Raw genomic sequence first — 20898 nt, 5'->3', positions numbered from 1 at the left:
TAGCGGTTGCCCTCGGGTCAGGCCGTGACGAAGTCGACGACGACGCGGGCGAGCTCCTCGCCCTTGTCCTCCTGCAGGAAGTGGCCGGCGCCCTCGATGACGGTGTGGCGCTGGCCCGCGGCTCCCGGCACCGCGCCGCGCAGCACGCGGTCGAAGCCGGCGGTGACGGGATCCCTGTCGGAGAACGCGGTGAGCAGCGGCTTCTCCCACGCGGTGAGCGCGGTCCACGCCTCGCGGTTGGCCTGCGCCGCGGGGTCGTCGGGCGAGGTCGGCACGAGCATCGGAAAGCGGCGCGCACCCGCGGTGAACGAGTCGTCGGGGAAGGGCGCGTCGTACGCCGCGACCACCTCTGGCGTCAGTTTGGTCGTGCAGCCCCCCTTCACGATGCCGCCGACGTGGAACACCGGTGTCTCCTGCGAGTACCGCTGCCACGCGAGAAAGGCATCGCTCATCTTCTGGTCGCCCGTGGGCAGCCCGGTGTTCGCGGCGACCACCCGCGCGAAGCGATCGGGGTTCTCGGCCACCAGTCGCAGCCCGATGAGGCCGCCCCAGTCCTGCCCGACGAGGGTGAGGTCGCGCAGGTCGAGCTGGTCGAACAGGGCCGCGCGCATCCACTCGACGTGCCGGGCATAGGTGTAGTCGTCCTGCGCGTCGGGCTTGTCGGAGCGACCGAAGCCGACGAGGTCGGGGGCGACGGCGCGGAGGCCCGCGTCGACGAGCAGCGGGATCATCTTGCGGTAGAGGTAGCACCACGACGGCTCGCCGTGCATGAGCAGGACGGCGGGAGCGTCGGGCCGGCCCTCGTCGAGGTGGTGGACGCGGAGGCGCCCGCCTTCACCATCGTCGACCTCCACGTAGTGCGGGGCGAAGGGAAAATCGGGCAGCGCGGCGAAGCGCGCGTCGGGTGTGCGGAGTGCGTTCACGATTGCTCCTCGAGCAGGGCGGTGAGCATGCGCGTCAGCACCCGACGGGCCGCGCTGACAGAAAGACCTTGACGCCGGCGGAGCGCCTCCCACGCGGTCCACGACGCGGACACCTCGAGCGCCGCGAGCAGGTCGTGACCCTCGCGGGCGACCTCGGGCGCGAACGTCGCGGCCAGCTGGCGGCGCAACGTCGCCCGTCCCTCCTCGAGCCACGCGCGGATCACGGGCGAGTCGTGCTCGACGAGCAGGGCCGCGCGCCGCGCGGGCGCGATGCGCTCGAACAGCGTCGACCGCTGGGCCACGACCTGCGCGACCCGCTCGCCGACCGGCAGCTCGGGCGCGACCGGCTGCACGAGGTGCCAGTGGCGCTGCGCCTGCAGTCGGGCCGCCGCCGCCAGCACCGACTCGACGTCGTCGAAGTAGTGGAAGACGGATCGCAGGGCCACGCCGGCGCGTTCGGCGACGCGCTTCGCGGTGGGCCGCGGGTCGCCCTCCTCGATGAGGGCGAGCATGGCCTCGACCACGGCGTGCCGGTTCCGCGCGCCGCGCAGGACCCGCCCGTCCTGGGTCGACCGGGTCGGGAGCGTCGAGGTGGCCACGCGGGGCAGCCTAAGGTAGTTGCCTTCTCAGTGCAACTAGTTTCGCGGGCACGCACCGGCTCCCAGTAGGTTCCGCGGTCATGAGCGAGCGCGCGGACGTCGTCGTCATAGGCATGGGGCCGGGGGGCGAGTCGGTGGCGGGGCGACTCGCCGAGGCCGGGCTCGACGTGGTCGGCGTCGACTCGGGGCTCGTGGGTGGCGAGTGCCCCTACTGGGGGTGCATCCCCTCCAAGATGATGATCCGGGCCGCCAACCTGGTGGCCGAGACCCGCCGCGTGCCCGGCATGGCCGGGACATCGACGGTGCAACCTTCGTGGGAACCCGTGGCCCGCCGCATCCGAGACGAGGCCACCGACGACTGGGACGACCGGGTCGCAGTCGAGCGCTTCGAGGGCAAGGGTGGCCGCTTCCTGCGCGGTGCCGGGCGGGTCGTGGGGCCGGGGCGGGTCGAGGTCGGCGACGTCGTCGTGGAGGCCGGCCGCGCGATCGTCCTCGCCACCGGGACGGACGCGTCCATCCCACCGGTCGACGGTCTACGCGACGTGCCCTACTGGACGAACCACGAGGCCATCGAGGTCGCGGAGCTGCCGGCGTCGATCGTGGTGCTCGGCGGCGGCGCCGTCGGCGTCGAGCTCGGGCAGGTCTTCAACCGCTTCGGCGTCGAGGTCACCGTCGTCGAGGCGCTCGACCGTCTGCTCGCCGGCGAGGAGCCGGAGGCCGGCGCGCTGATCGCCGAGATGCTCGAACGCGAGGGCGTGTCGGTGCGCACGTCGGCCAAGGTGACGCGTGTGCGCGAGGACGGCGCCACGATCGCGGTCGAGCTGGAAGGGGGGTCGCGCGCCGCGGGCGAGCGTCTGCTGGTGGCCACGGGACGCACGGCCGACGTACGCGCACTCGGCGTCGACAGCATCGGTGTGGACCCCGCGGCCCGCTGGCTCCCGGTCGACGACCACCTGCGCGTCGCACCCGGCGTGTGGGCGGTGGGCGACATCACCGGAAAGGGCGCGTTCACCCACGTGGCCATGTACCAGGCCGGCATCGTGGTCGACGACGTCCTGGGCCGCGACGTCGCGCCGGCGGACTACAAGGCGCTGCCCCGCGTCACCTTCACCGATCCCGAGGTGGGCGCGGTCGGCCTCAGTGAGGCCCAGGCGCGCGAGCGTGGTCTCGACGTGCGTGTCGGCGTGGCCAAGGTGCCGTCGACGGCCCGGGGCTGGATCCACAAGGCCGGCAACGAGGGCTTCATCAAGCTGGTCGAGGACGCGCGCCGCGGCGTGCTCGTCGGGGCCACGTCGGCCGGGCCGGCAGGGGGCGATGTGCTCGGCCTGCTCGCGCTGGCCGTGCACGCGGAGGTGCCGACCGCGCACCTGCGCCGCATGATCTTCGCCTACCCCACCTTCCACCGGGGCGTGGAGGACGCGCTGCGCCACATGGCCCATTGAGCCGCGGCGCGGGCCGCCCTTCGTTCTTGTCGCGCTCAACCACCACCACGGTGGTTGAGCGCGACAAGAACGGGATCGGGGCGGGGCTCAGACGGGCGCGCCGTTGCGCAGCACCGGGAACTGGCGCTCGGGGACGTCGGCGGTCACCTCGCCCGTCGGCGGACCGGCCGTGGGGTCGCCCTGCTGCAGCCGTGCGCCCGGCGGCGCGTACTGCACGATGTACGCCTTGCGCACCGCGTCGGTCGTGTTCGGCCCCGTCAGGTGCGGGGTGAGCGACGAGAACACGACGATGCTCCCCGCGGTGACCGGCGCCGCCACCCGGTGAGAGGGCTCAGAGAAGCACTCGTAGCCGAGGGGCTCGATGTAGGTGTGCTTCAAGGTGCCGTAGCGGTGCAGACCGGGAGCGACCCACGGGCAGCCGTTCTGCTCGGTCGCGTCGGTGAGCGCGACCCAGCACGTGAGGTACTGCTGCGGCACGACGAACGTGTAGCCGTTGTCCTGGTGCCAGGGGAAGCGCCGGGGCTTCTCGGGCTTCTTGTAGACGCCCTGGTCCCAGTAGAGGTTGGCGTCGGGCCCGATGATGTCGGCGCACAGCGCGGTGAACACGGGATGACCGACGAAGCGCCGCAGCCGCTCGGAGCGCACCACCGCGTGCGTGCTGAAGGTGATCGCCCCCGCCTCCGCGATCATCATGCGCTCGTCGGCCTGGGAGCGGAGGAACTGCTCCACCCGGGCCTCGATCGCGTCGAGCTCGCTCACCACCTCCGCGCTCTCGTCGGCGGAGAACGCCGCCTCCAGCACGACGTACCCCTCGGTGTCGAACTGCGTGGCCTGCGCGGGCGTGAGCACCTGCTTGGGACCGTGGCTGAACGCCCACTCGAACTCGGTGTTCCACGGGTGCCGTTCCAGCGCGGTCACGACGGCGCGGCGCGGGTGCAGGTGGCGCGCGCCCGGATGTCCGCGGACGAGGCCCCGACGAGGAGCTCGAACTCGCCCGGCTCGACCCGCCAACCGCCGGACGTCCCATCCCCCGACGGCGGGTCCCAGAACGCGAACGCGCGATCGTCGAGCGTGAACCGGACCCGCTCGGTGCGGCCCGGCTCGATCACCACCTTGGCGAAGCCCTTCAGCTCCTTCTCCGGACGGCGAACGCTCGCCTCGACGTCACGCACGTACAGCTGCACCACCTCGGCTCCCGCCCGCTCGCCGGTGTTGGTGACGTCCACCGCGATCTCATCACCCTCGACTGTGAGCTCGCCGTAGGCGAACGTCGTGTAGGACAGCCCGTGACCGAACGCGAACCGGGGCTCGATCCGCCGCGCGTCGTAGAACCGGTAGCCGACGAAGATGCCTTCGCCGTACATCACGTGCCCGGCCTCGCCCGGGTCGTTGAGGAACGCGGGGGTGTCCTCCAGCCGCTTCGGGAAGGTGAGCGGCAGGCGGCCCGAGGGGTTGACGTCGCCGAACAGCACGTCGGCGAGCGCGTCGCCGCCCTCCTGGCCCGGGTACCAGAGCTGCACGACCGCAAGCACCCGGTCGGCCCAGTCCATGGCGACCGGCGCGCCGGCGTTGACGACGACCACCGTGCGCGGGTTGACCGCGGCCACCCGGTCGACCAGCTGCGCCTGGCCGCCCGGCAGCGACAGGTCGGCGCAGTCGCGACCCTCCGTCTCCCACTCGTCGTCGAGCCCGACGACGACAACGGTCACGTCCGCTGCGGCCGCCGCGGCCACGGCCCGCTCGAGCATGTCGTCGGGCCACGGCGGCGCGACGCGCACCTCGGCGCCATGGAAGCCTCCGGCCGAGAGGCCGAGCTCCAGACGCAGCTCGTGCGGGCGGTCCTCGACCAGGGGATGCGTGGCGGTCACCGAGTAGGCGTCGGACCCGTCGACCACCAGCCGGTCGTCGACGAAGAGGCGGGCCCGCCCGTCGCCGCGAACCTTGAACGTGTGCTCCCCCAACCGGTCCGGCACGTACGCGGCGGTGATGCGTGCCGCCCACGCGGCTCCCGCGAGCGCCGGGTGGGGCGGCTCGGTCCAACGGAACGCGGAGCGCCGGTGCTCGGTGGCGTGGACCGGCGCGCCCGAGCAGTCGGGGCCCGCGAAGTACTCGATCGTCCACACGGTGCGGGTGTCGAGCAGCGGCACCGCGCGGCTGGTGACACACCCGGGCTCGTGGTCGACCACCACGCCCTCGGGCACGCGACCGCGGAGCCCGTCGAGGGGCGTCACCGCATGCGCGGGAAAGACGCCCGCGCTGCCACCCCCCTGCATGCGCGCCACGGCGGCGTTGGGGCCGACGACGGCGATGCGCCTGAGCGCGCTCGCGTCGATCGGCAACACGTCGCGCTCGTTGCGGAGGAGGACGATGGCGGCGGCCGCGGCGCGACGGATGACGGCGCGTCGTGCGGGCCCGGCGTCGAACGTCTCCGCCACCGGTTCGGCCCGGTCGAGAGCGCCGGCCCGCTCGAGCAGGGCGAGCAGGCGCCGCACCTTGTCGTCGAGCGTCTTCTCCGCCACCTCGCCGGCGCGCACGGCTTCGAGCAGCTGCTCGCCCATGTGGACGGGCGGCCCTGGCATCTCGAGATCGAGACCGGCGTTGGCCGCGGCGACCGTGCTGCGCGTGCCGAACCAGTCCGACACCACCGCGCCGTCCCAACCCCACTCGTCGCGCAGGATCGTCGTGAGCAGCTGGGGGTGCTCGGCGCAGTAGGTGCCGTTGAGCCGGTTGTACGCGGCCATGAGCATCCAACTGCCGGCCTCGGTCGTCGCCGCCTCGAACGGAGGAAGGTAGATCTCGCGGAGCGCCCGCTCGGGCACGTCGGAGCTGATCGTCATGCGCTCGAACTCCGAGTCGTTGCACACGAAGTGCTTGACCGCCGTGCCCACGCCCCGGCTCTGGACGCCGCCGATAAACGCCACCGCGATGCGCGCGGCCAGGTACGGGTCCTCGGCGTAGCACTCGAACGTGCGCCCCGCGAGGGGTGTTCGGTGGATGTTGACGGTTGGCGCCAGCAGCACGTGGGCGCCTTTGCTGCGTGTCTCGTCGCCCAGCTCGACGCCGACGTCGCGCACGAGGTCGGTGTCCCACGTCGCGGCCAGCGCCGTGCCACACGGGAAGCACGCCGAGCTCGGCCCACCCGTCCACTCCTCGCCGCGCGCCCCGTTGGGCCCGTCGGTCACCTTCAAGGCGGGGATCCCCACACGAGGCACCGCCGGTGTGTGCCAGAAGTCGATGCCGGCGACGAGGCTCACCTTCTCCTCCAGCGACAGCTGCCCGAGGAGCTGCTCGACGCGATCGCCCACCGCAGGCACCCTAACCCGGCGTCCCGATAGCGTCTCGGTCGACGGGCACGACGAGGAGAGAGGCGCGGCAGTGACCACCATCTGGTACGAGCGGGACGCGGATCCGGGCGCGCTCGAAGGCGCGCGCACGGCGGTCGTGGGCTACGGCAACCAGGGTCGGTCGTGGGCCCTGAACCTGCGCGACTCGGGGCTCGACGTGCAGGTCTGCGTGCGCGCCGACGCCACGCGCGACGCGGCCCGGGCCGACGGCTTCGAGACGAGCGAAGTCGCGGAAGCGAACGCGGCCGACGTGATCTGCCTGCTCGTGCCCGACGACGTGATCCCGATGCTCGACGTGAAGCCGAAGCCGGACTCGCTCGTGGTCGTCGCCAGCGGCTACACGCTCGCCTTCGACCGCATCGACCCGCCGGGCGACGCGGTCATGGTCGCGCCCCGCATGCTCGGGCCCGAAGTGCGCCGCTGCTACGAGGAGGGCATCGGCTTCATCACCGCGATCGGCGTGCACCGCGATGCCACGGGAAACGCGCAGCGCGGCGCGCTCGCCGTCGCCCACGCCATCGGCGGCCTGCGCCAGGGCGCCATCGAGCTCAGCCCGCGCCACGAGGCGATCCTCGACCTCGCCACCGAGCAGGCGCTCGCGCCCGCGCTGAGCCACGTCAACCGCGCCTACGTGCAGGTGATGCTCGAGCACGGTGTGCCGCTCGAGGCGATCGTCACCGAGCTGATCCTCTCGGGCGAGTTCGAGCGCACCTACCGGCTCGTCCGGCTCGAGGGCGCCGCGGTCCAGATGGAGCACCACTCGCCCACCAGCCAGTACGGCCAGCTGTCGCGCGCGGGCCGCTTCGACGGCTTCGACGTGGCGGCCACGATGCGCACGATCGTGGACGGCATCGCCGACGGGCGCTTCGCCGACGAATGGGAGGCCGAGCGCGACGCGGGCTACCCGCGGTTGCACGAGTTGAAGGCAGCTGCATGCTCACCAGAGATCATCGGGTTCGAGCGCGACCTGCGCGCCAAGCTGGGCGAGCTCGTTCCGCGAACGTGAGGTCGCGTCACCTCCTCGGGCTCGGCGGCGGGTAGTCCGGGGGACGCTCGGCTGCGGGGATGTCGGGGTAGAGCGCGACCGCGCCCGCCCGGTCGAACATCTTGGGCGCCGCCCTCGGGAACTGGCCGAGCAGGTAGCGCTTCCCGCCGTCGACGTACTGGTACAAGCCTTTGCCCGGCTTGCGGATCTCGTCGGGGCCCTCGGCCTGCGGGTCCCACCACAGCAACGTGAAGTCGTCGACGCCGTTGTAATCGACCTTCGGCCAGATGCCGTGGCGACCCCACGACACGGACACCTGGGTGATCGCGTGCTGCGTGGGACGCCCCGCGAAGAGGCCGTCACGGAACGTCTGGAGCGCGGCATAGAACACCGCGGGCTGGAACCACAACACTAAGTACGTGTCCTTCGCGGCCGGCGGCTTGCCGTGGTACCACTCGTGCAGCTTCCAGATCTGGCCGCCGTTCTCGTCGCGGACCCGCGCCGCGCCCGCGGTGATGCCGAAGGCGTGCGCCCACTGGCGCTGGTCGTAGGTGCGCCCGAAGGCGGCGACGTCGGTGAGGATCGAGCCGTTGATCACCCATTCGGGGAAGTACTCCTGGCGGGTCGCCTCCTCGGTGAACGTGCGGGGGGCGATGGGATCGCCCGTGAAGAACACCGTCGTCACGCCGGCCGCCTTGAGCCGGCCGATCATCGCCGCCCCCTGCTCCTGCAGCCGGGCCGGGTCGATCGTGTACGGGATCTGCTCGGCCAGCTGCACGCCCTTGGCGGCCAGCGTGTCCTTGAACAGACCGGCCAGCCTGGCGGACTCCGCACCGGACTCGGCGTAGACCGCGCCGAACTTTCGGTCGCGCGCCTGGAACGCACGGTCACCGGCAAACACCGCCTTGCGCCCCGCCAGCTGCTTCTCGACGAACTCGGAGAGGATGAGCGCGACCTGCTCGCCGCTCGGGATCACGCTGATCGCGTATGGATCGCGCTGCTCCCACCAGTCGTTGAACGCGCCCCCCGTGCAGCTCAGGCAGATGACCTTGTTGGCGGCCAGCTCGTCGGCCCACGCCGAGGTGCCGGCGGGCCCGCCCCACACGATGAACGGCCTCTTCGCGATCGCTCGCTGGGCGTCGGCCCGCGCCGCCACCTCGTCGACGATGGTGCCCGTGCCCTGGACGAACTCGATCTGGACCTTGCGCCCGTAGGTCTGATAGAGGCTGCCGAAGATCGCGTCGTAGCCGAGGTAGGTCTCCTTGACCTGCTCGGTCGTGTCGTTGTTCTTGATGGCGGCGGTGATGAAGTCGATGATCGGGTCGTGTTCCTCGCCGAGGTACACGACCACCTTGATCGTGTCCTTGGTGACTCCCTGCGCGGTGGCACCGCCGTTGTCCTTCACGTTGGCGTAGCACTCGGGCCGGAAGAAGTACGGCATCGCGATGCGACCGGTCGATTTGTCGCACCACTTCGAGAACTCGACGTCGAGCCCCTTCTTCTTGGCCTGCGAGAAGCTGATGGCACCGGTCGGTGCGTTCCCTTCGCCGCCTGCGACCGTCTGCTTCTTGTTGTCGCCGCCACTCGTGAGCAGCACGACCGCCCCCACCACGGCCGCGATCACGACGATGGCGACGAGGGGCCCGTAGCGCCGGAGCTGGCGGCTCCTTCCTCCGTCGGGCCGATCAGTGCTGGGCTCCATCGCAGTTCCTTTCTCTGTTGATCACGTCACGTGCGCAGTCCCGATCGGGCGATGACCTGCTCGGCCCGGCCGAGGTACGAGGCGATGACACCGGGGTCGTGCAGCACGTCGTCCGGTGCGCCCGCGGCGATGACCCCACCCTGGTCCATCGCCACGATCCGCTCGGAGACGAACGACACAAGGGCCATGTCGTGCTCGATCACGAGCAGGCTCGCGCCCAGGCTCTCGCGCACGCGCAGCAGCAACGGCCCGAGCGCCTCGGTCTCGCGCTGCGCGATGCCGCTCGACGGCTCGTCGAGCAGGACCACGACCGGGCGCTGCGCGAGGATGCGGGCCAGGTCCACGATGCGACGCGTCCCCGTCGACAGCTCGTGGACGAACTTGGTGCGGAACGCCTCCAGCCCCAGCAGGTCGATGAGCTCGTCGACCCTCGCGCGCACCTTCTCCTCCGCATCGAACACACCCGGCAGGTGGAGGGCGGCGGACACGGGGTTGCGCACCTCGATCCAGCGCTCGAGCGAGACGGCGATCGCCTCTTCCACGGTGAGGGCGGGGAAGAGCCGCGCGTCCTGGAACGAGCGCCCGAGGCCGCGGCGGGCACGGGCGTCGGGGGTGAGCGAGCTCACGTCGACGCCACCGAGTTCCACCGCGCCGGAGTCGCACGAGGTGAAGCCGCAGAGCACGTCGAAGAGAGTCGTCTTCCCCGCGCCGTTGGGCCCGATCACGCCGACCACCTCGCCCGGCGCGATCGCGAGCGACACGCCGTTGACGGCGCGGATGCCGCCGAAGCTGCGGGTGACATCGACCGCCACCAGCGCGGCCGTCGTGTCGAGCTTGGCGCCCTCCGTCGTCGTCCGAACCGCGCGAACCGGGGCCGCCGCTGTGCTCATTGGCCGCCCTCCCGGGGCGGCTGTGCTCATTGGCCGCCCTCCCGGGGCGGCTGTGCTCATTGGCCGCCCTCCCGGGGCGGCTGTGCTCGCGCCTTCCAGGAAGACCGAGCGGAGGACGTCGGGCCGGTCGAGCAGCTCCTCGGTCGGCCCGTGGAAGCGGATCTCACCCTTCTCCATGAAGTAGGCGGTCTCCGCGAGCGTGAGCGCCAGGTTCACCGACTGCTCGACGAGGATGACCGTGGTGCCCTGGTCGCGCATGGCGCGGACGATCGGCAGCAGCTGCTCGACGACCACCGGGGCCAGCCCGAGCGACAGCTCGTCGATCATCAGCAGGCGGGGGCGGGACAGGAACGCCATGCCGAGCGCGAGCATCTGCTGCTGGCCGCCCGAGAGATCGGCTGCGGAATCGGTGAGGCGCTGACCCAGCACCGGGAACAAGGCCAGCACCCGTTCGACGCCCTCGCCTACCGCGTCACGATCATGTCGGTGCAACCAACCGGCGACGCGCAGGTTCTCGGCGACGCTCAGCGAGGGGAAGACACCGCCGCCTCCGGGCACCTGCACCACACCGCGCCCGGCGATCTCATTGGCCGGCGCGTGGGTCATCTCGCGCCCGTCGAAGATGACCGCGCCGTGATCGGCCTCGACCACTCCGGAGATGGCCTTCAGCAACGTCGACTTGCCCGCCCCGTTCGTGCCGAGGAGCGCGACGATCTCGCCCTCGTCCACCTCGAAGTCCACACCGAAGAGCACCTGCACCCCGTCGTAGGCGACGTCGAGGCCGCGCACGAGCAGGAGCTTCGCCCGCCCGCGCCGCCGTTCATAGGCCACCTCCGAGCGTGCCGCGGCGGTCGCCCAGACCTGCTTGATGTCCCGCCCGATCACGTTGCCCGCGCTCGAGATGATGAGCGCACCGATGAGGAAGACCGGCGTCATCAGCAGCATGCCCTGGCGCACGCCCCACTTGTCGCCGATGGCGCCGATGATCGGCAGGATGGCCAGGCCGGGGATCACCCACAACGACGCCACGGAGAACCCGACCGACCGGGCGCGCGGGGGGATGGCGAGCGAGAGGGCAGCCAGGATCCCCGGGCCGAGCACCGCCAGGCTGGCGGTGATGACGGCGTTGGCGATCACCGCGACGACGATGTTGGGCGCGAGGGCGAAGAGCACCGCGAAGGCGGAGGTCACCGCACCCACCACCGCGAGGAAACGCAGCACCAGTCCGGGATCGCGGGCCATCAGACGGGTGCCCACCCTGGCCCCGATGACGAGGCCGACGAGCTGCACGGGCTCGACGCCGGCGGCGATGAAGCCCCGGTGCACCTCGTCGAGCTTGAACACCTCGTCGTAGAGGACCGACGCGAGGGAGACGAAACCGATGAGCGACGCGGCGAGAAACGGCAGCGAGTACCAGATGCGCCGGAGGCTCTCGATCTTCCAGACGATGCGCCAGGCCTCCGCGAACGAAGGCGGCTCCTCCTCGGTCATGATGGCCTCGGCCGAGGCCCCCATGGCCCGGCGCTCCTGGGCCCCACGCACCGGCTCGCGCAGGCGGAACGCGAGGACGACGAAGACGAACGTCGGCACCGCGAACACGAAGAACGGCGTCCGCCACCCGAAGAAGTGCGCGAGGACGCCCGCCGTCAACGGCCCGATGAAGCTGCCCACCGCGTTGGCGGCGCGGTGCAACGAGTAGACGCGCGTCCTGACATCGACCGCGTAGTAGTCGGCGATGAGCGAGTTGTGGGTGGGGTCGACGACGGCCTTGCCGATGCCCGAGCCGGAACGCACGAGCGCGAGCATCACCACCGTCGTCGCCATGCCCGTCAAGAGGGAGAACAGCCCCCACGCGGTCGCGCCGACGATCGCGATGCGCACCCGGTTGCTGCGATCCGCGTACCAGGCGATCGGCACCTGGAGCGCGAGTGCGCCCAGGCTCACCACCGCGATGAGCGTGAGGGCGCCCTGCAGACCGAGGTGGAACGCGTCGCGGATCTCGGGCAGCAGGATGCCGAAAGCCGTGCGGTCGAGCTCGTCCACCGCGTTGAGCCCGAACAGCACGACGATGGCGTAGACGGGGCCGTTGCCGGTGAGCGTCCGCAACCACCCACCCGGGTGGCGCACCGCAGTCAGGAAGGGCGCCGTCACGGCGCGGTCCCGGCGGGCACAGGCGCCCGTGGCCGCGGCTCCACGGGCTCGGGCGGCGGCGCGGTGTCGGCCAGCAGGCTGGGGACGATGATGTGGCGTCGTCGGGCGACCGACCGCAGCCAGAGGTCGCGCAACTCGTACAACAGCCCGCCGAGCCCGCTCGGGAGCACCAGCAGCACGAGCACGACGCCGCCACCCGACACCAGCAGCTGCCAGGTCGTGGGGAGGAACCACTGCGACGACCGGAGGAACGCGGCGCCCAGCAGCGCGCCGGGCACCGAGGCGATCCCGCCGATCACCACCATGGTGAACACCGAGAAGTTCTCACCTGCGAAGTACGGCCCCTCGCCGAACGCCTGCTGGTGGAGCACGAAGATGCAGCCCGCGTAGCTCGCGATCGCGCCCGAGATGGCGAAGGCGGTGAGCTTGGCGCGCACGGCGTTGACGCCCACGGCCATCGTGGTGCGCTCGTTCTCGCGCAGGGCGATGAGCACCCGACCCGTGCGGCTGTGCCGTACGCCGCGTAAGGCGGCGATCGCGAGCAGGAGCCCGACCAGGGCCACGTAGTAGATGCCCGTGGGCGAGTCGATGTGGATGCGTCCGAGCAGGGGCCGTCGCTCGACGCGGTTCGTCGGGATCCAAGCGAAGAAGCGGCGATTGAGGAGGTACGACGTGGTGGCCAGGGAGAAGGCGAAAGTGGTCACGGCGAGGTAGAGGCCGCGCACGCGCAGCGCGGGCAGCCCGACCACCACCGCGGCGGCGGCGCCCGCGGCGGCGGCCGCGACGAGCGCGATCGTCAGATCGAGGTGCCAGTCGCCGACCAGCTTCGCCCCGACGACGGCGCCGATGGCGAAGAACGCGACCTGGCCGATCGACACCTGGCCCGCCCAGCCCGTGAGCACGACGAGAGACAGACCCAGGATCCCGTAGATGAGGACCGCGGACGCCTTCAGCGACTTGTCCGGCGGCAAGAGGTGGGGCAACCCGACCGCCGCGCTGAGGATCGTCAGCCCGACGAGCAGGCGGACCACGCGCACCTCCCGCACACCCGACAGCTCGCGCGGGATCGGCCGGACCTCCTCTGCCGCCTGCCAGGTCGACGTCTCGGAGTCCTCCGCGCGTGACGAGCTCCGCCGTCGCGCGAGCAGGGCGACGACGATCACCACTGCGAGGATGGGGTCGATGAGGAGTGGGCTCGACGCGTTCCACGCCACGCCGGTCTCGAGCACACCGAGCGCGACGGCGCTGCTGCCGATCGCGCCCAGGTTGGTCAGGCGCCCGAGCATGAGCGCGGCCAGCGAGCGCAGCAGGATGCCCAGGCTGAGGGCGCTGGTCACCGGGAGCCCGAGGATGCCGGCGCGCAGGAACAGGGCGATGAAGGCCAGCAGTCCGGCGAGCGACCAGACGACCGTCTGCAGGCGCTTCACGGGCACCCCGAGCAGGCTGGCGCGGTCGACGTTGTCGGCGCCGGCGCGAATGGCGATCCCGACCGCGGAGTAGCGGAGGAACAGCGCCAGCGCGACCATCGCCAGCGGCACCACGACCACGGCCAGGAGGTCGTTGCCGTTGAAGATGATGGGCGAGACCTCGAAGCGCAGGTCGAACGGCGGCGCGATGCGCGGCGCGAGCAGGCGTTCGCCGCCCCACGCCCGCGGCAGCAGGATCGCGGTGAGCGCGAGCAGCTGGGTCAACCCGATCGTGACGACGGTGAGGATCAAGCGCGGCGCCCGGAAGAAGCGACGGATGACCGCGAGCTCGACGAGCGCGCCGAGCACGACCGAGGCGGCCAGCCCGGCGGCAAGGGCGAGGAAGTAGTTGACGCCCGATGCGGTGATCAACATGTAGACGATCACGGCCGGCGGCCCGCCGAGGTCGGCCTGCGCGAAGTTCAGGATGCGGTTCGACCGGTAGATCAGCGCCATGCCGAGCGCGACCAGAGCGGTCAGGCCTCCGATGATCACCCCCCGCAGGAAGACGCCCGCCGGCATGGGGAACAGCACCAGCTGCACGACGAGGACACCGGCGGCGGGCCCAACCGTCGGTGCCAGCCGCCGGGCCCGCGCCACCGCGTCGATCTCGACACGACGGTGACGCGCCGGCGGGGCTTGCATCATCCGCCCCGTGCCGGTCCCGCTGACACCCAACCCACCTCCCGCTCGTGGTGGGGGAATCTGTAGCAGACGGCCCGGAGTCGTGCTCCGCCTCTCACGGTCCTCTTAGAGGCCGATCCCCGGCCAACTCGTCGCGCTCGACCACCGTCACGGTGGTTCAGCGCGACAAGAAGCGACCGGGGCGACTACGCGGACGCGCGCGCGATCCCGGCCTTGGAGAGCACGGACGGGGGGACACCGGCCTCACGCCAGGTCGCGTACGCGATGCCCTTGCGCTCGCTGTAGCCACGGGCCGCCTTGACGAACTCGCGCTCCGCGGCGGCGAGGTCGACCTTGCCGTTGCGCCGTGCGAGTGCCGCGCGCAGATCCGACCGCTTCTGCAGGAGCAACAGCCGGTCGAGCCCCCGCGCTTGTCGCAACCGGGTCTCCGCCTGCTTGAGCTGCGTCTGCATGGACTGGGTCGTCCGTTGACGCCCGGGCCGCGGCCGCTCCGCTTCGAGCGCCTCCAGATAGCGGCTCACCGCTCGACTGTCGTCTCGACCTCGGGCCAGGGCCTGCTTGTGGGCGCGGGTCATGCCGGTGCGCTTGCGTGCCGGTTGCTTCTTCTTCGTGACCCTGGTCTTGGTGGCCTTCTTCGTGCTCGTCTTCTTCGGAGGCATCGGAGCACTATCGCGACTCGTGGCTGAATTCGCCAGTCGCGCTGTCCACGTCCTCGAGCGCGTACTCGCACACGCGATCGCGGCCCGTGCGCTTGGCAGCATAGAGGGCGGCGTCGGCATGGCCGAGCGTGGCCGCCGCGGACTGCTCCGCTCGATGCACCGAGACGCCCATGCTGATGGTCACCCCGGGCTGGCGTGCCCGCCAGCCCTCGACCAGTCGCTCGGCCGTCTCGAGGGCCCGATCGGGGATCTGGCGCAGCAGGACGAGGAACTCCTCGCCGCCGTAGCGCGCCGCGCTGTCCTCGTAGCGGAGGTGCTCGCGCAGGTAGTCGCCCATCGTCACGAGCACCGCGTCGCCCGCGGCATGCCCGTCACGATCGTTGACCGCCTTGAAGTGGTCGAGGTCGAGCAGTCCCACTGCGTCACCCGGCAACAGGCTCTCCAGCATCGCCGCAGCATGACGACGGTTGCCGATACCGGTCAGCTCGTCGCGCAAGGTGGCCGCGGCCAGGGCCTGGCTGGTGCGGCGCTCGTGCTCATGGGTCTGCGCGTTCGCCAGCGCCCGTCCGGCTTGGGCAGCCAGCAGCTCCACGCTCTCCACGGTGTCGCCCCCCAGCGCCATGGGCTGGAACGCGGCGGCGATGAGCACCGCGGGGATCGTGTCGTCCATGCGCACGGGCGTGAGCACGGCAGCGCGTACACCGGCCTCGACGATGGCGGGGATGGCGAGCGTGTGGGCGGGATAGTCCTCGACGATGATCGTGCGCCCGTCGGCGCGACAGCGCGGGGCGAGGCCCTCGGTGGTGGGCAGGGCGCGGAGCGCGAGCGTGTCGGGCAGGCCGCGCAGGTGCCCGACGCGATAGGTGGCCGCCTCGTCGTCGAAGAAGCAGAACGCGGCGGCGTCGAGGCCCAGGTCGAGCACCGAGTCCACCACCGCCCCCAGCACCTGCTCGCGCTGGAGGCTGGCTATTGCGCCACCGGCGCGGGCCACCGTGGCCAGCAGGTCGGCCCGGTGCTGCGACTCGGCCTGGGCGAGCTCGAGGGCCCGGTTGGCGAGGTCCAGCGCGGTCAACGTCTGGCGCAGGCGCCGGGCCATCCACGCCACCGCCTCACCGACGAAGACGCACACGGGCAGGGCGAAGACCGCGGAGCTGAGCGCCTCTGCGCTGGGATCGGCGACGACAAGCGGCATCAGATAGGCGGCGCCGGCCAGCGGCAGGAACTTCAGCGACGTGCGCGGCGGATGGGACGCACCCAGCCAGGCGAAGGTGACGAAGAAGAACACCGGGTAGCGGTAGCCCTCGTTTCCCGCGCAGAAGTTGTGCAGGGCGATGAGGCTGAACGCGACGGGCACGAGCCACAGGGTGGCGGCCTGCGACCAACGGTCCCAGGGCATCTCCCAGATGAGGGCTCCCGTCGCCACCGCGATCAGGGCCAGTGCGACCAACGCGGGGCGGTTCGCCGACGGTGGCGCAGGCATGATGGGCGCGGTCATCCCCACCAGCGCGCCGCACGAGACGAAGAGCGCTCCCGCCAGGCGTCCCGCGATCCGCGGGCTGATCGATCCGTCCATCAGAGGTGTTGTCGGCTCGACCGGCGATGATCTTCACCCCGTGCCTGTCGCCTCGGGCAGCGCCGGCCCGACGCCCGGGAGCAGGTCCCTCGGGACCTCGCTTGGCCGAAAGGCGACAACGGCACAACGGCAATGACCCGAACGAGACACCCGCGCGTTCAGCCTCACCGCCCGGTTGACGTCGTTCTGGTCGATGCCCCTCACACCGGCGACGAACAGGCCCAGAAGCGGTGAATCGACATATGACGCGACATCGACGCGCCCGGCTCTGCGCAGTTGAGCCCCGAGCCTGCGCTGCAGGTTCGTCAGGTTCGCCTCTTCGCTCGGCGACAGCGGCGTGGTGCGTGCGAGCACGCTCGCGCCGGGCCGCGCGGTGATGAAGCTCACGAAGCGTCCGGATTGGGTGACATACCAAACCTGCGAGACCCCGCGAGTCGTCGAGACGCGGTGCGTTCCGAAGATGTGACCGGCCGGCTCGTCCACCCGTACCGGCACCCCTCGGCGGTCGAGCTCGTTGACGAGGGCGTACTCGACCCCGCTCGTGCTCTCCGGATCTCGCAGGAGAACGGGGCGCCCGGGAAGACCGGCCCGTTCCAGCTGATGAACCAGACTCTGAACGTCGCGCTCGAACGGGCCGAACGCCCGCTTCTCGCCGACGACCTCCACGGTGAGCGTCAGCGATCGCACGATCAGCAGAGCCAAGAGCGCAAACCCGCAGACCCTCGTCACCACGAGGTATCGGGAGAGGCCGAGCCATCGGGCGAGCGCCCAACCCGTCGCCGCGAAGGTGAACGGCGGAAGGATCCGTCGCCACAGGAAGAGCCACGGCTTGAGCTCCGGGGCCTGTGCGATCGCAATCACTCCGGTGATCAGCAGGAGCCCGATCAGGACGATCACTCGTCGATCGGCACGAGAACGGCTTCGGTGAGTCGCCACGAGCCCGAGCGCGACAACCAGCGCGGGGACGAGCAGCCAGGTGAGCGGGGCCGGGTACACCGCCGAGTTGAACGGGTTGGCGTGCTCGTGGCCACCGAGCCAGGGCGGCGGTATGCGGAACTCCGCAGCCAGGAGCCCGGCACCCACGCGCAGACCCGCCGTCGGTTCACTCGCACTGAAGAAGTAGCGGGCCATACGGGTGAGGTTCCCGGGTGACCCGGTGAACTGCTCGATCGCCGTCGGAACCCACAGCACGGTTGCGAATGCGACGCTGTGTTTGACGGCCCGGCTCCACTCCTGCCGGACTCGCCGACCGCCTCGAGTCGTTCTCACGCGCACCAGTGCTGCCCACACCGCGGAGACGACGACGAGCGGAAAGTACCCGAAGTGGGTTTGCACGAGGAACGTCCCGACGATGGTTGCCGGGACGAGCGCACGAACCTCCCCGTCCGCGACGGACCAGATCTCTAGCAGGTAGAGGGTGAAGAAAGGAAAGGCGACGTCGGGGTTCCAGGCACTCAGGAACACCCCGTGCTTCGCGTAGCTGAGGCTCATGGCCGTGAGCACCACCAGGGCGAGAGGGAGTCCTCCACGCCGCAGGGCGAGGCGAGCGCTGGCGACGATGGCGACGCCTTGCAGGATGGCCCCACCGACGAGCGTGGCCCACGGAGCCTGCCCGGCCAATCCGGAGGGGATGGCGAGGAGCCAGAGCAGGAGCGGGCCCGGGTGGTTCCATCCCCGGCTGTACGCCCCGACGAGAGGAATGTGCGACGACCACACGTCTCGCACCCGCAAGTCGATCGGGGCGATGTCCGACACCGGCGTGTAAGAGCGTCCCGTCCTCGTCACCAGCACAACGAGCACCGGAAGAACGGCAATGATCGTCAGCCCGAGTGCGGCCCATCCCCGCCAGTTACGGCGAGAGCGCGCGCTCTCCGGTCCGGCCGGAGGCACCGCCTAGCGGATGCGCGGTCGGGCCCGGTCGCCGGCCGCGAAGGCCTGCTGCCCCGCGTACAGCGAGGCAGGGTCGCTGCCGAGCCTGATGATCACCTTGCCCATGTCGAGCGCCTGGGCCCTCGAGAGCTCCCGGGCCGCCCACAGCGAGCGGACCGTGCCCTGCACCGCCACCGGTGGGGCCGAGGCGATCGTCTGGCCCAACCACGCCGCAGCCTCGTGGAGCTCGGCGAGCGGCACGACCTCGGTGACGAAGCCGATCTGGTGCGCGCGTTGCGCGGACATGCGCTCGTTCGCGCCCAGTAGCGCGATCCGCATGATCTCGTGGAACGGCATCTTCTGCAGCATGTGCATCGACTCGAAGCACGCCGTCATCCCGAACGTCGTGTGCGGGTCGAAGAAGGTCGCATGCTCGGCGGCGACCACGATGTCGACCTCGCCGAGGATGTAGAACGCGCCTCCGCACGCCATCCCGTTGATCGCGGCGACCACGGGCTTCCACAGGTCGTTGGTCTTCGGCCCGATGTTCTCGCCCGGGTCGTCGAAGTGCCAAGGGGTCGACGACGCACCTCCGACACCGGTCGCGCCGGCGGCGGCCGCCCGAACGTCGTCGAGGGTCTCCCAATGGCCCATCGTCTCTGATCGGTCGATGCCCGAGCAGAACGCGCGATCTCCGGCACCGGTGAGCACCACGCAACGCACGTCGTCGTTCCGGCGCAAGCCCCGCCAGAGGGTCTTGAGCTCCTGTTGCATCTGCACGTTGAACGCGTTGTGCACCTCGGGTCGGTTGAGCGTGACCCAGGCCACGCCGTCGGTCTCGTCGTAGAGCAGCGTCTCGAGCTCGGGCATGCGCCGGATCCTACCGACCCGGCCTGCAGCGCCTACATGGCTCCGCAGGTGACCCGCGGCGAACGCTCCGGACGGAACGCGGGGCACGAACCGTACGATGCGTGCGTGGACGTCACCCGCTACGCGCCCTCCGGCATGGTGTGCACCGTCGACCATCTCGCCAGCGGCGCCGGCGTGGCGATGCTGCGCGCCGGCGGCAGCGCGGCCGACGCGGCCGTCGCGGCCAGCGCCGTGCTGGCGGTGACGACGCAGCACATGTGCGGCATGGGCGGCGACCTCTTCGCGATCGTGCACCACGAACGCGGCGCGCCCGCGGTCCTCAACGCCTCCGGGCGCGCCGGCTCGGGGGCCGACCCGCAACGCATGCGAGCCGAGGGCCTCACGGCCATGCCGATGACCGGCGACATCCGCAGCGTGCCGGTCCCCGGCTGTGTCGACGGCTGGCTCGCCCTGCACGAGCGGTTCGGGCGGCTCCCGTTGGCCGACGTGCTCCACCCCGCGCAGCGCTACGCGTCCGAGGGCTTCGCCGCCGCGCCCATCCACGCCTGGGCGACGACCGCGGTGCTCGAGCTGCCCGGCGCCGACGACTACCGCAAGCCGGGTCCGGTTCGGGCCGGAACGGTCATCCGCCGGCCCGGGGTGGCGCGGGCGCTGGCGGCCGTGGTGACCGGCGGGCGCGACGGCTTCTACGGCGGCGAGTTCGGCGCGGGCCTCCTCGCGCTCGGTGGAGGCGAGTACGTCCCCGACGACCTGGCGGCGACGAGCGCCGAATGGGTCGAGCCGCTGGGCATCGACGCGTGGGGCCACCGGGTGTGGACCGCCCCCCCGAACTCGCAGGGTTACCTCACGCTCGCGGCCGCGGGCATCCTGCAGGGACTCGACCTGCCGACCGATCCTGCGGACCCGGCGTGGGCCCACCTGCTGGTGGAGGCCGCCCGACAGGCGGGCCACGACCGCCTGCGCGTGCTCTTCGACGGAGCGGACGGCCGGGCTCTCCTCGCGCCGGAGCGTCTGGCCGCGCGCCGCGCCTCGATCGATCCCGATCGGGCGGCGGTCATGACCGACCCTCCCGAGCGGGCAGGGGGGACGATCTTCCTCGCCGCCGTCGACCGCGAACGCATGGGGGTGTCGCTCATCCAGTCGAACGCGTCGGGATGGGGCGCGCACATCGTCGAGCCCGCGACCCGCATCTTCCTCCAGGACCGGGGCATCGGGTTCACGCTCGAGCCCGGTCATCCCGCGGAGTACGGCCCCCGCCGGCGCCCGCCCCACACGCTCTCGCCAGCGCTCGTCACCACCGCGGACGGCAAGCTCCGAATGGTGCTCGGGACGATGGGCGGCGACAGCCAACCTCAGATCCTGCTGCAGCTGCTGGCGCGCATGCTCCATGGGGGTGAGACCCCGGGGGCCGCGATCGCCGCGCCCCGGTGGGTGCTCGGGAACGTCGGCGGCGGAGACTTCGGCACGTGGCGCTCCGGCGGCGCGGTGGAGGTCCAGCTCGAAGCGGGCACGCCGCCGGCATGGCGCACGGGCCTGGAGCGACGGGGCCACCCGACGGGATCGCCGTTCCACGTCGGCCACGCCCACGCGATCGCGGTCGATGCGGACCACCTCGCCGGCGCGTCCGACCCGCGAGCGCTGGCGGAGGCGGCCGCCGGGCTCTGATGTCCGCCCCCGGCTGATGACGGGTCGACGGGGATCGGCCCACAGTGCACTCTCAGGGTCTTCCCAGGTCGCCCGGGTGTACTGCTGACGTGTCGAACGTGGCCGTGCAGTCGGT

Annotated in this window: 14 protein-coding genes; 3 read left to right on the top strand and 11 right to left on the bottom strand. The window is 71.5% G+C overall.

Features of this window, described 5'->3' with window-relative positions; all coding sequences use genetic code 11:
* Positions 1-17: 17 nt before the first annotated feature.
* Positions 18-923: an alpha/beta fold hydrolase gene (locus E6G06_07815; GenBank protein ID TML92035.1), complete on the bottom strand. Its 906-nt coding sequence runs from the start codon at positions 921-923 to the stop codon at positions 18-20.
* Positions 920-1522 (bottom strand): TetR/AcrR family transcriptional regulator, encoded by a 603-nt coding sequence (locus E6G06_07810; protein ID TML92034.1) that lies wholly within the window; start codon positions 1520-1522, stop codon positions 920-922. Before E6G06_07810 ends, E6G06_07815 begins: the two co-directional genes overlap by 4 nt.
* A gap of 80 nt (positions 1523-1602) precedes the next feature.
* Here E6G06_07810 and E6G06_07805 point away from each other — a divergent pair, with 80 nt between their 5' ends.
* Complete coding sequence (locus tag E6G06_07805) at positions 1603-2964, top strand: NAD(P)/FAD-dependent oxidoreductase (protein ID TML92033.1); 1362 nt, start codon at positions 1603-1605, stop codon at positions 2962-2964.
* Positions 2965-3051: 87 nt separating this feature from the next.
* Here E6G06_07805 and E6G06_07800 read toward each other — a convergent pair whose 3' ends face one another.
* Together E6G06_07800 and E6G06_07795 are read right to left on the bottom strand one after the other, a co-directional pair.
* Positions 3052-4011 (bottom strand): phytanoyl-CoA dioxygenase family protein, encoded by a 960-nt coding sequence (locus E6G06_07800; GenBank protein TML92032.1) that lies wholly within the window; start codon positions 4009-4011, stop codon positions 3052-3054.
* Entirely contained in the window at positions 3879-6350 is a 2472-nt protein-coding gene (locus E6G06_07795) for a beta-glucosidase (GenBank protein TML92031.1), read from the bottom strand. The genes E6G06_07800 and E6G06_07795 overlap by 133 nt, the downstream gene beginning before the upstream one ends.
* On the opposite strand from E6G06_07795, the gene E6G06_07790 reads away from it, so the two are divergent.
* A complete protein-coding gene (locus tag E6G06_07790; GenBank protein TML92030.1) occupies positions 6199-7314 on the top strand; it encodes a ketol-acid reductoisomerase in 1116 nt (371 codons plus the stop codon). The genes E6G06_07795 and E6G06_07790 overlap by 152 nt on opposite strands.
* A gap of 7 nt (positions 7315-7321) precedes the next feature.
* Here E6G06_07790 and E6G06_07785 read toward each other — a convergent pair whose 3' ends face one another.
* The 7 genes from E6G06_07785 to E6G06_07755 all read right to left on the bottom strand — a co-directional run bounded on the left by E6G06_07785 (position 7322) and on the right by E6G06_07755 (position 19118).
* Positions 7322-8995, bottom strand: coding sequence for an amino acid ABC transporter substrate-binding protein (locus E6G06_07785; GenBank protein TML92029.1), 1674 nt, complete (start codon positions 8993-8995; stop codon positions 7322-7324).
* A 26-nt stretch (positions 8996-9021) separates the two neighbouring features.
* Positions 9022-12270, bottom strand: a complete 3249-nt coding sequence (locus E6G06_07780; GenBank protein ID TML92028.1) for an MFS transporter — start codon at positions 12268-12270, stop codon at positions 9022-9024.
* The gene (locus E6G06_07775) at positions 12033-14150 is read right to left on the bottom strand and encodes a hypothetical protein (GenBank protein ID TML92027.1); all 2118 of its coding nucleotides are present in this window, start codon (positions 14148-14150) and stop codon (positions 12033-12035) included. The genes E6G06_07780 and E6G06_07775 overlap by 238 nt, the downstream gene beginning before the upstream one ends.
* Positions 14151-14332: 182 nt before the next feature.
* Positions 14333-14806 (bottom strand): hypothetical protein, encoded by a 474-nt coding sequence (locus E6G06_07770; GenBank protein TML92026.1) that lies wholly within the window; start codon positions 14804-14806, stop codon positions 14333-14335.
* Between the two features lie 7 nt (positions 14807-14813).
* A complete protein-coding gene (locus E6G06_07765) occupies positions 14814-16379 on the bottom strand; it encodes a GGDEF domain-containing protein (GenBank protein ID TML92025.1) in 1566 nt (521 codons plus the stop codon).
* 33 nt (positions 16380-16412) lie between these two features.
* Positions 16413-18134: a hypothetical protein gene (locus E6G06_07760; protein ID TML92024.1), complete on the bottom strand. Its 1722-nt coding sequence runs from the start codon at positions 18132-18134 to the stop codon at positions 16413-16415.
* A gap of 138 nt (positions 18135-18272) precedes the next feature.
* Positions 18273-19118 carry an enoyl-CoA hydratase/isomerase family protein gene (locus tag E6G06_07755; GenBank protein ID TML92023.1) on the bottom strand — a complete coding sequence of 282 codons (846 nt, stop codon included), beginning with the start codon at positions 19116-19118 and terminating at the stop codon, positions 18273-18275.
* Positions 19119-19223: 105 nt separating this feature from the next.
* Between E6G06_07755 and E6G06_07750 the strand changes: the two genes are divergently transcribed.
* The gene (locus tag E6G06_07750) at positions 19224-20783 is read left to right on the top strand and encodes a gamma-glutamyltranspeptidase (protein TML92022.1); all 1560 of its coding nucleotides are present in this window, start codon (positions 19224-19226) and stop codon (positions 20781-20783) included.
* Positions 20784-20898 lie beyond the last annotated feature (115 nt).

Source organism: Actinomycetota bacterium (assembly GCA_005888325.1).
Taxonomy (GTDB): Bacteria; Actinomycetota; Acidimicrobiia; order Acidimicrobiales; family AC-14; genus AC-14.
The sequence above is the reverse complement of the archived record's forward strand: the minus strand, read 5'-3'. Positions and strand labels throughout refer to the sequence as shown.

Excerpts from the sequence above, each read along its gene's own strand:
- E6G06_07805 (TML92033.1), top strand. The coding sequence starts at position 1,603 with ATGAGCGAGCGCGCGGACGTCGTCGTCATAGGCATGGGGCCGGGGGGC.
- E6G06_07790 (TML92030.1), top strand. The coding sequence starts at position 6,199 with ATGCCGGCGACGAGGCTCACCTTCTCCTCCAGCGACAGCTGCCCGAGG.
- E6G06_07795 (TML92031.1), bottom strand. The coding sequence starts at position 6,350 with ATGGTGGTCACTGCCGCGCCTCTCTCCTCGTCGTGCCCGTCGACCGAG.
- E6G06_07785 (TML92029.1), bottom strand. The coding sequence starts at position 8,995 with ATGGAGCCCAGCACTGATCGGCCCGACGGAGGAAGGAGCCGCCAGCTC.
- E6G06_07775 (TML92027.1), bottom strand. The coding sequence starts at position 14,150 with ATGATGCAAGCCCCGCCGGCGCGTCACCGTCGTGTCGAGATCGACGCG.
- E6G06_07770 (TML92026.1), bottom strand. The coding sequence starts at position 14,806 with ATGCCTCCGAAGAAGACGAGCACGAAGAAGGCCACCAAGACCAGGGTC.
- E6G06_07765 (TML92025.1), bottom strand. The coding sequence starts at position 16,379 with ATGGACGGATCGATCAGCCCGCGGATCGCGGGACGCCTGGCGGGAGCG.
- E6G06_07755 (TML92023.1), bottom strand. The coding sequence starts at position 19,118 with ATGCCCGAGCTCGAGACGCTGCTCTACGACGAGACCGACGGCGTGGCC.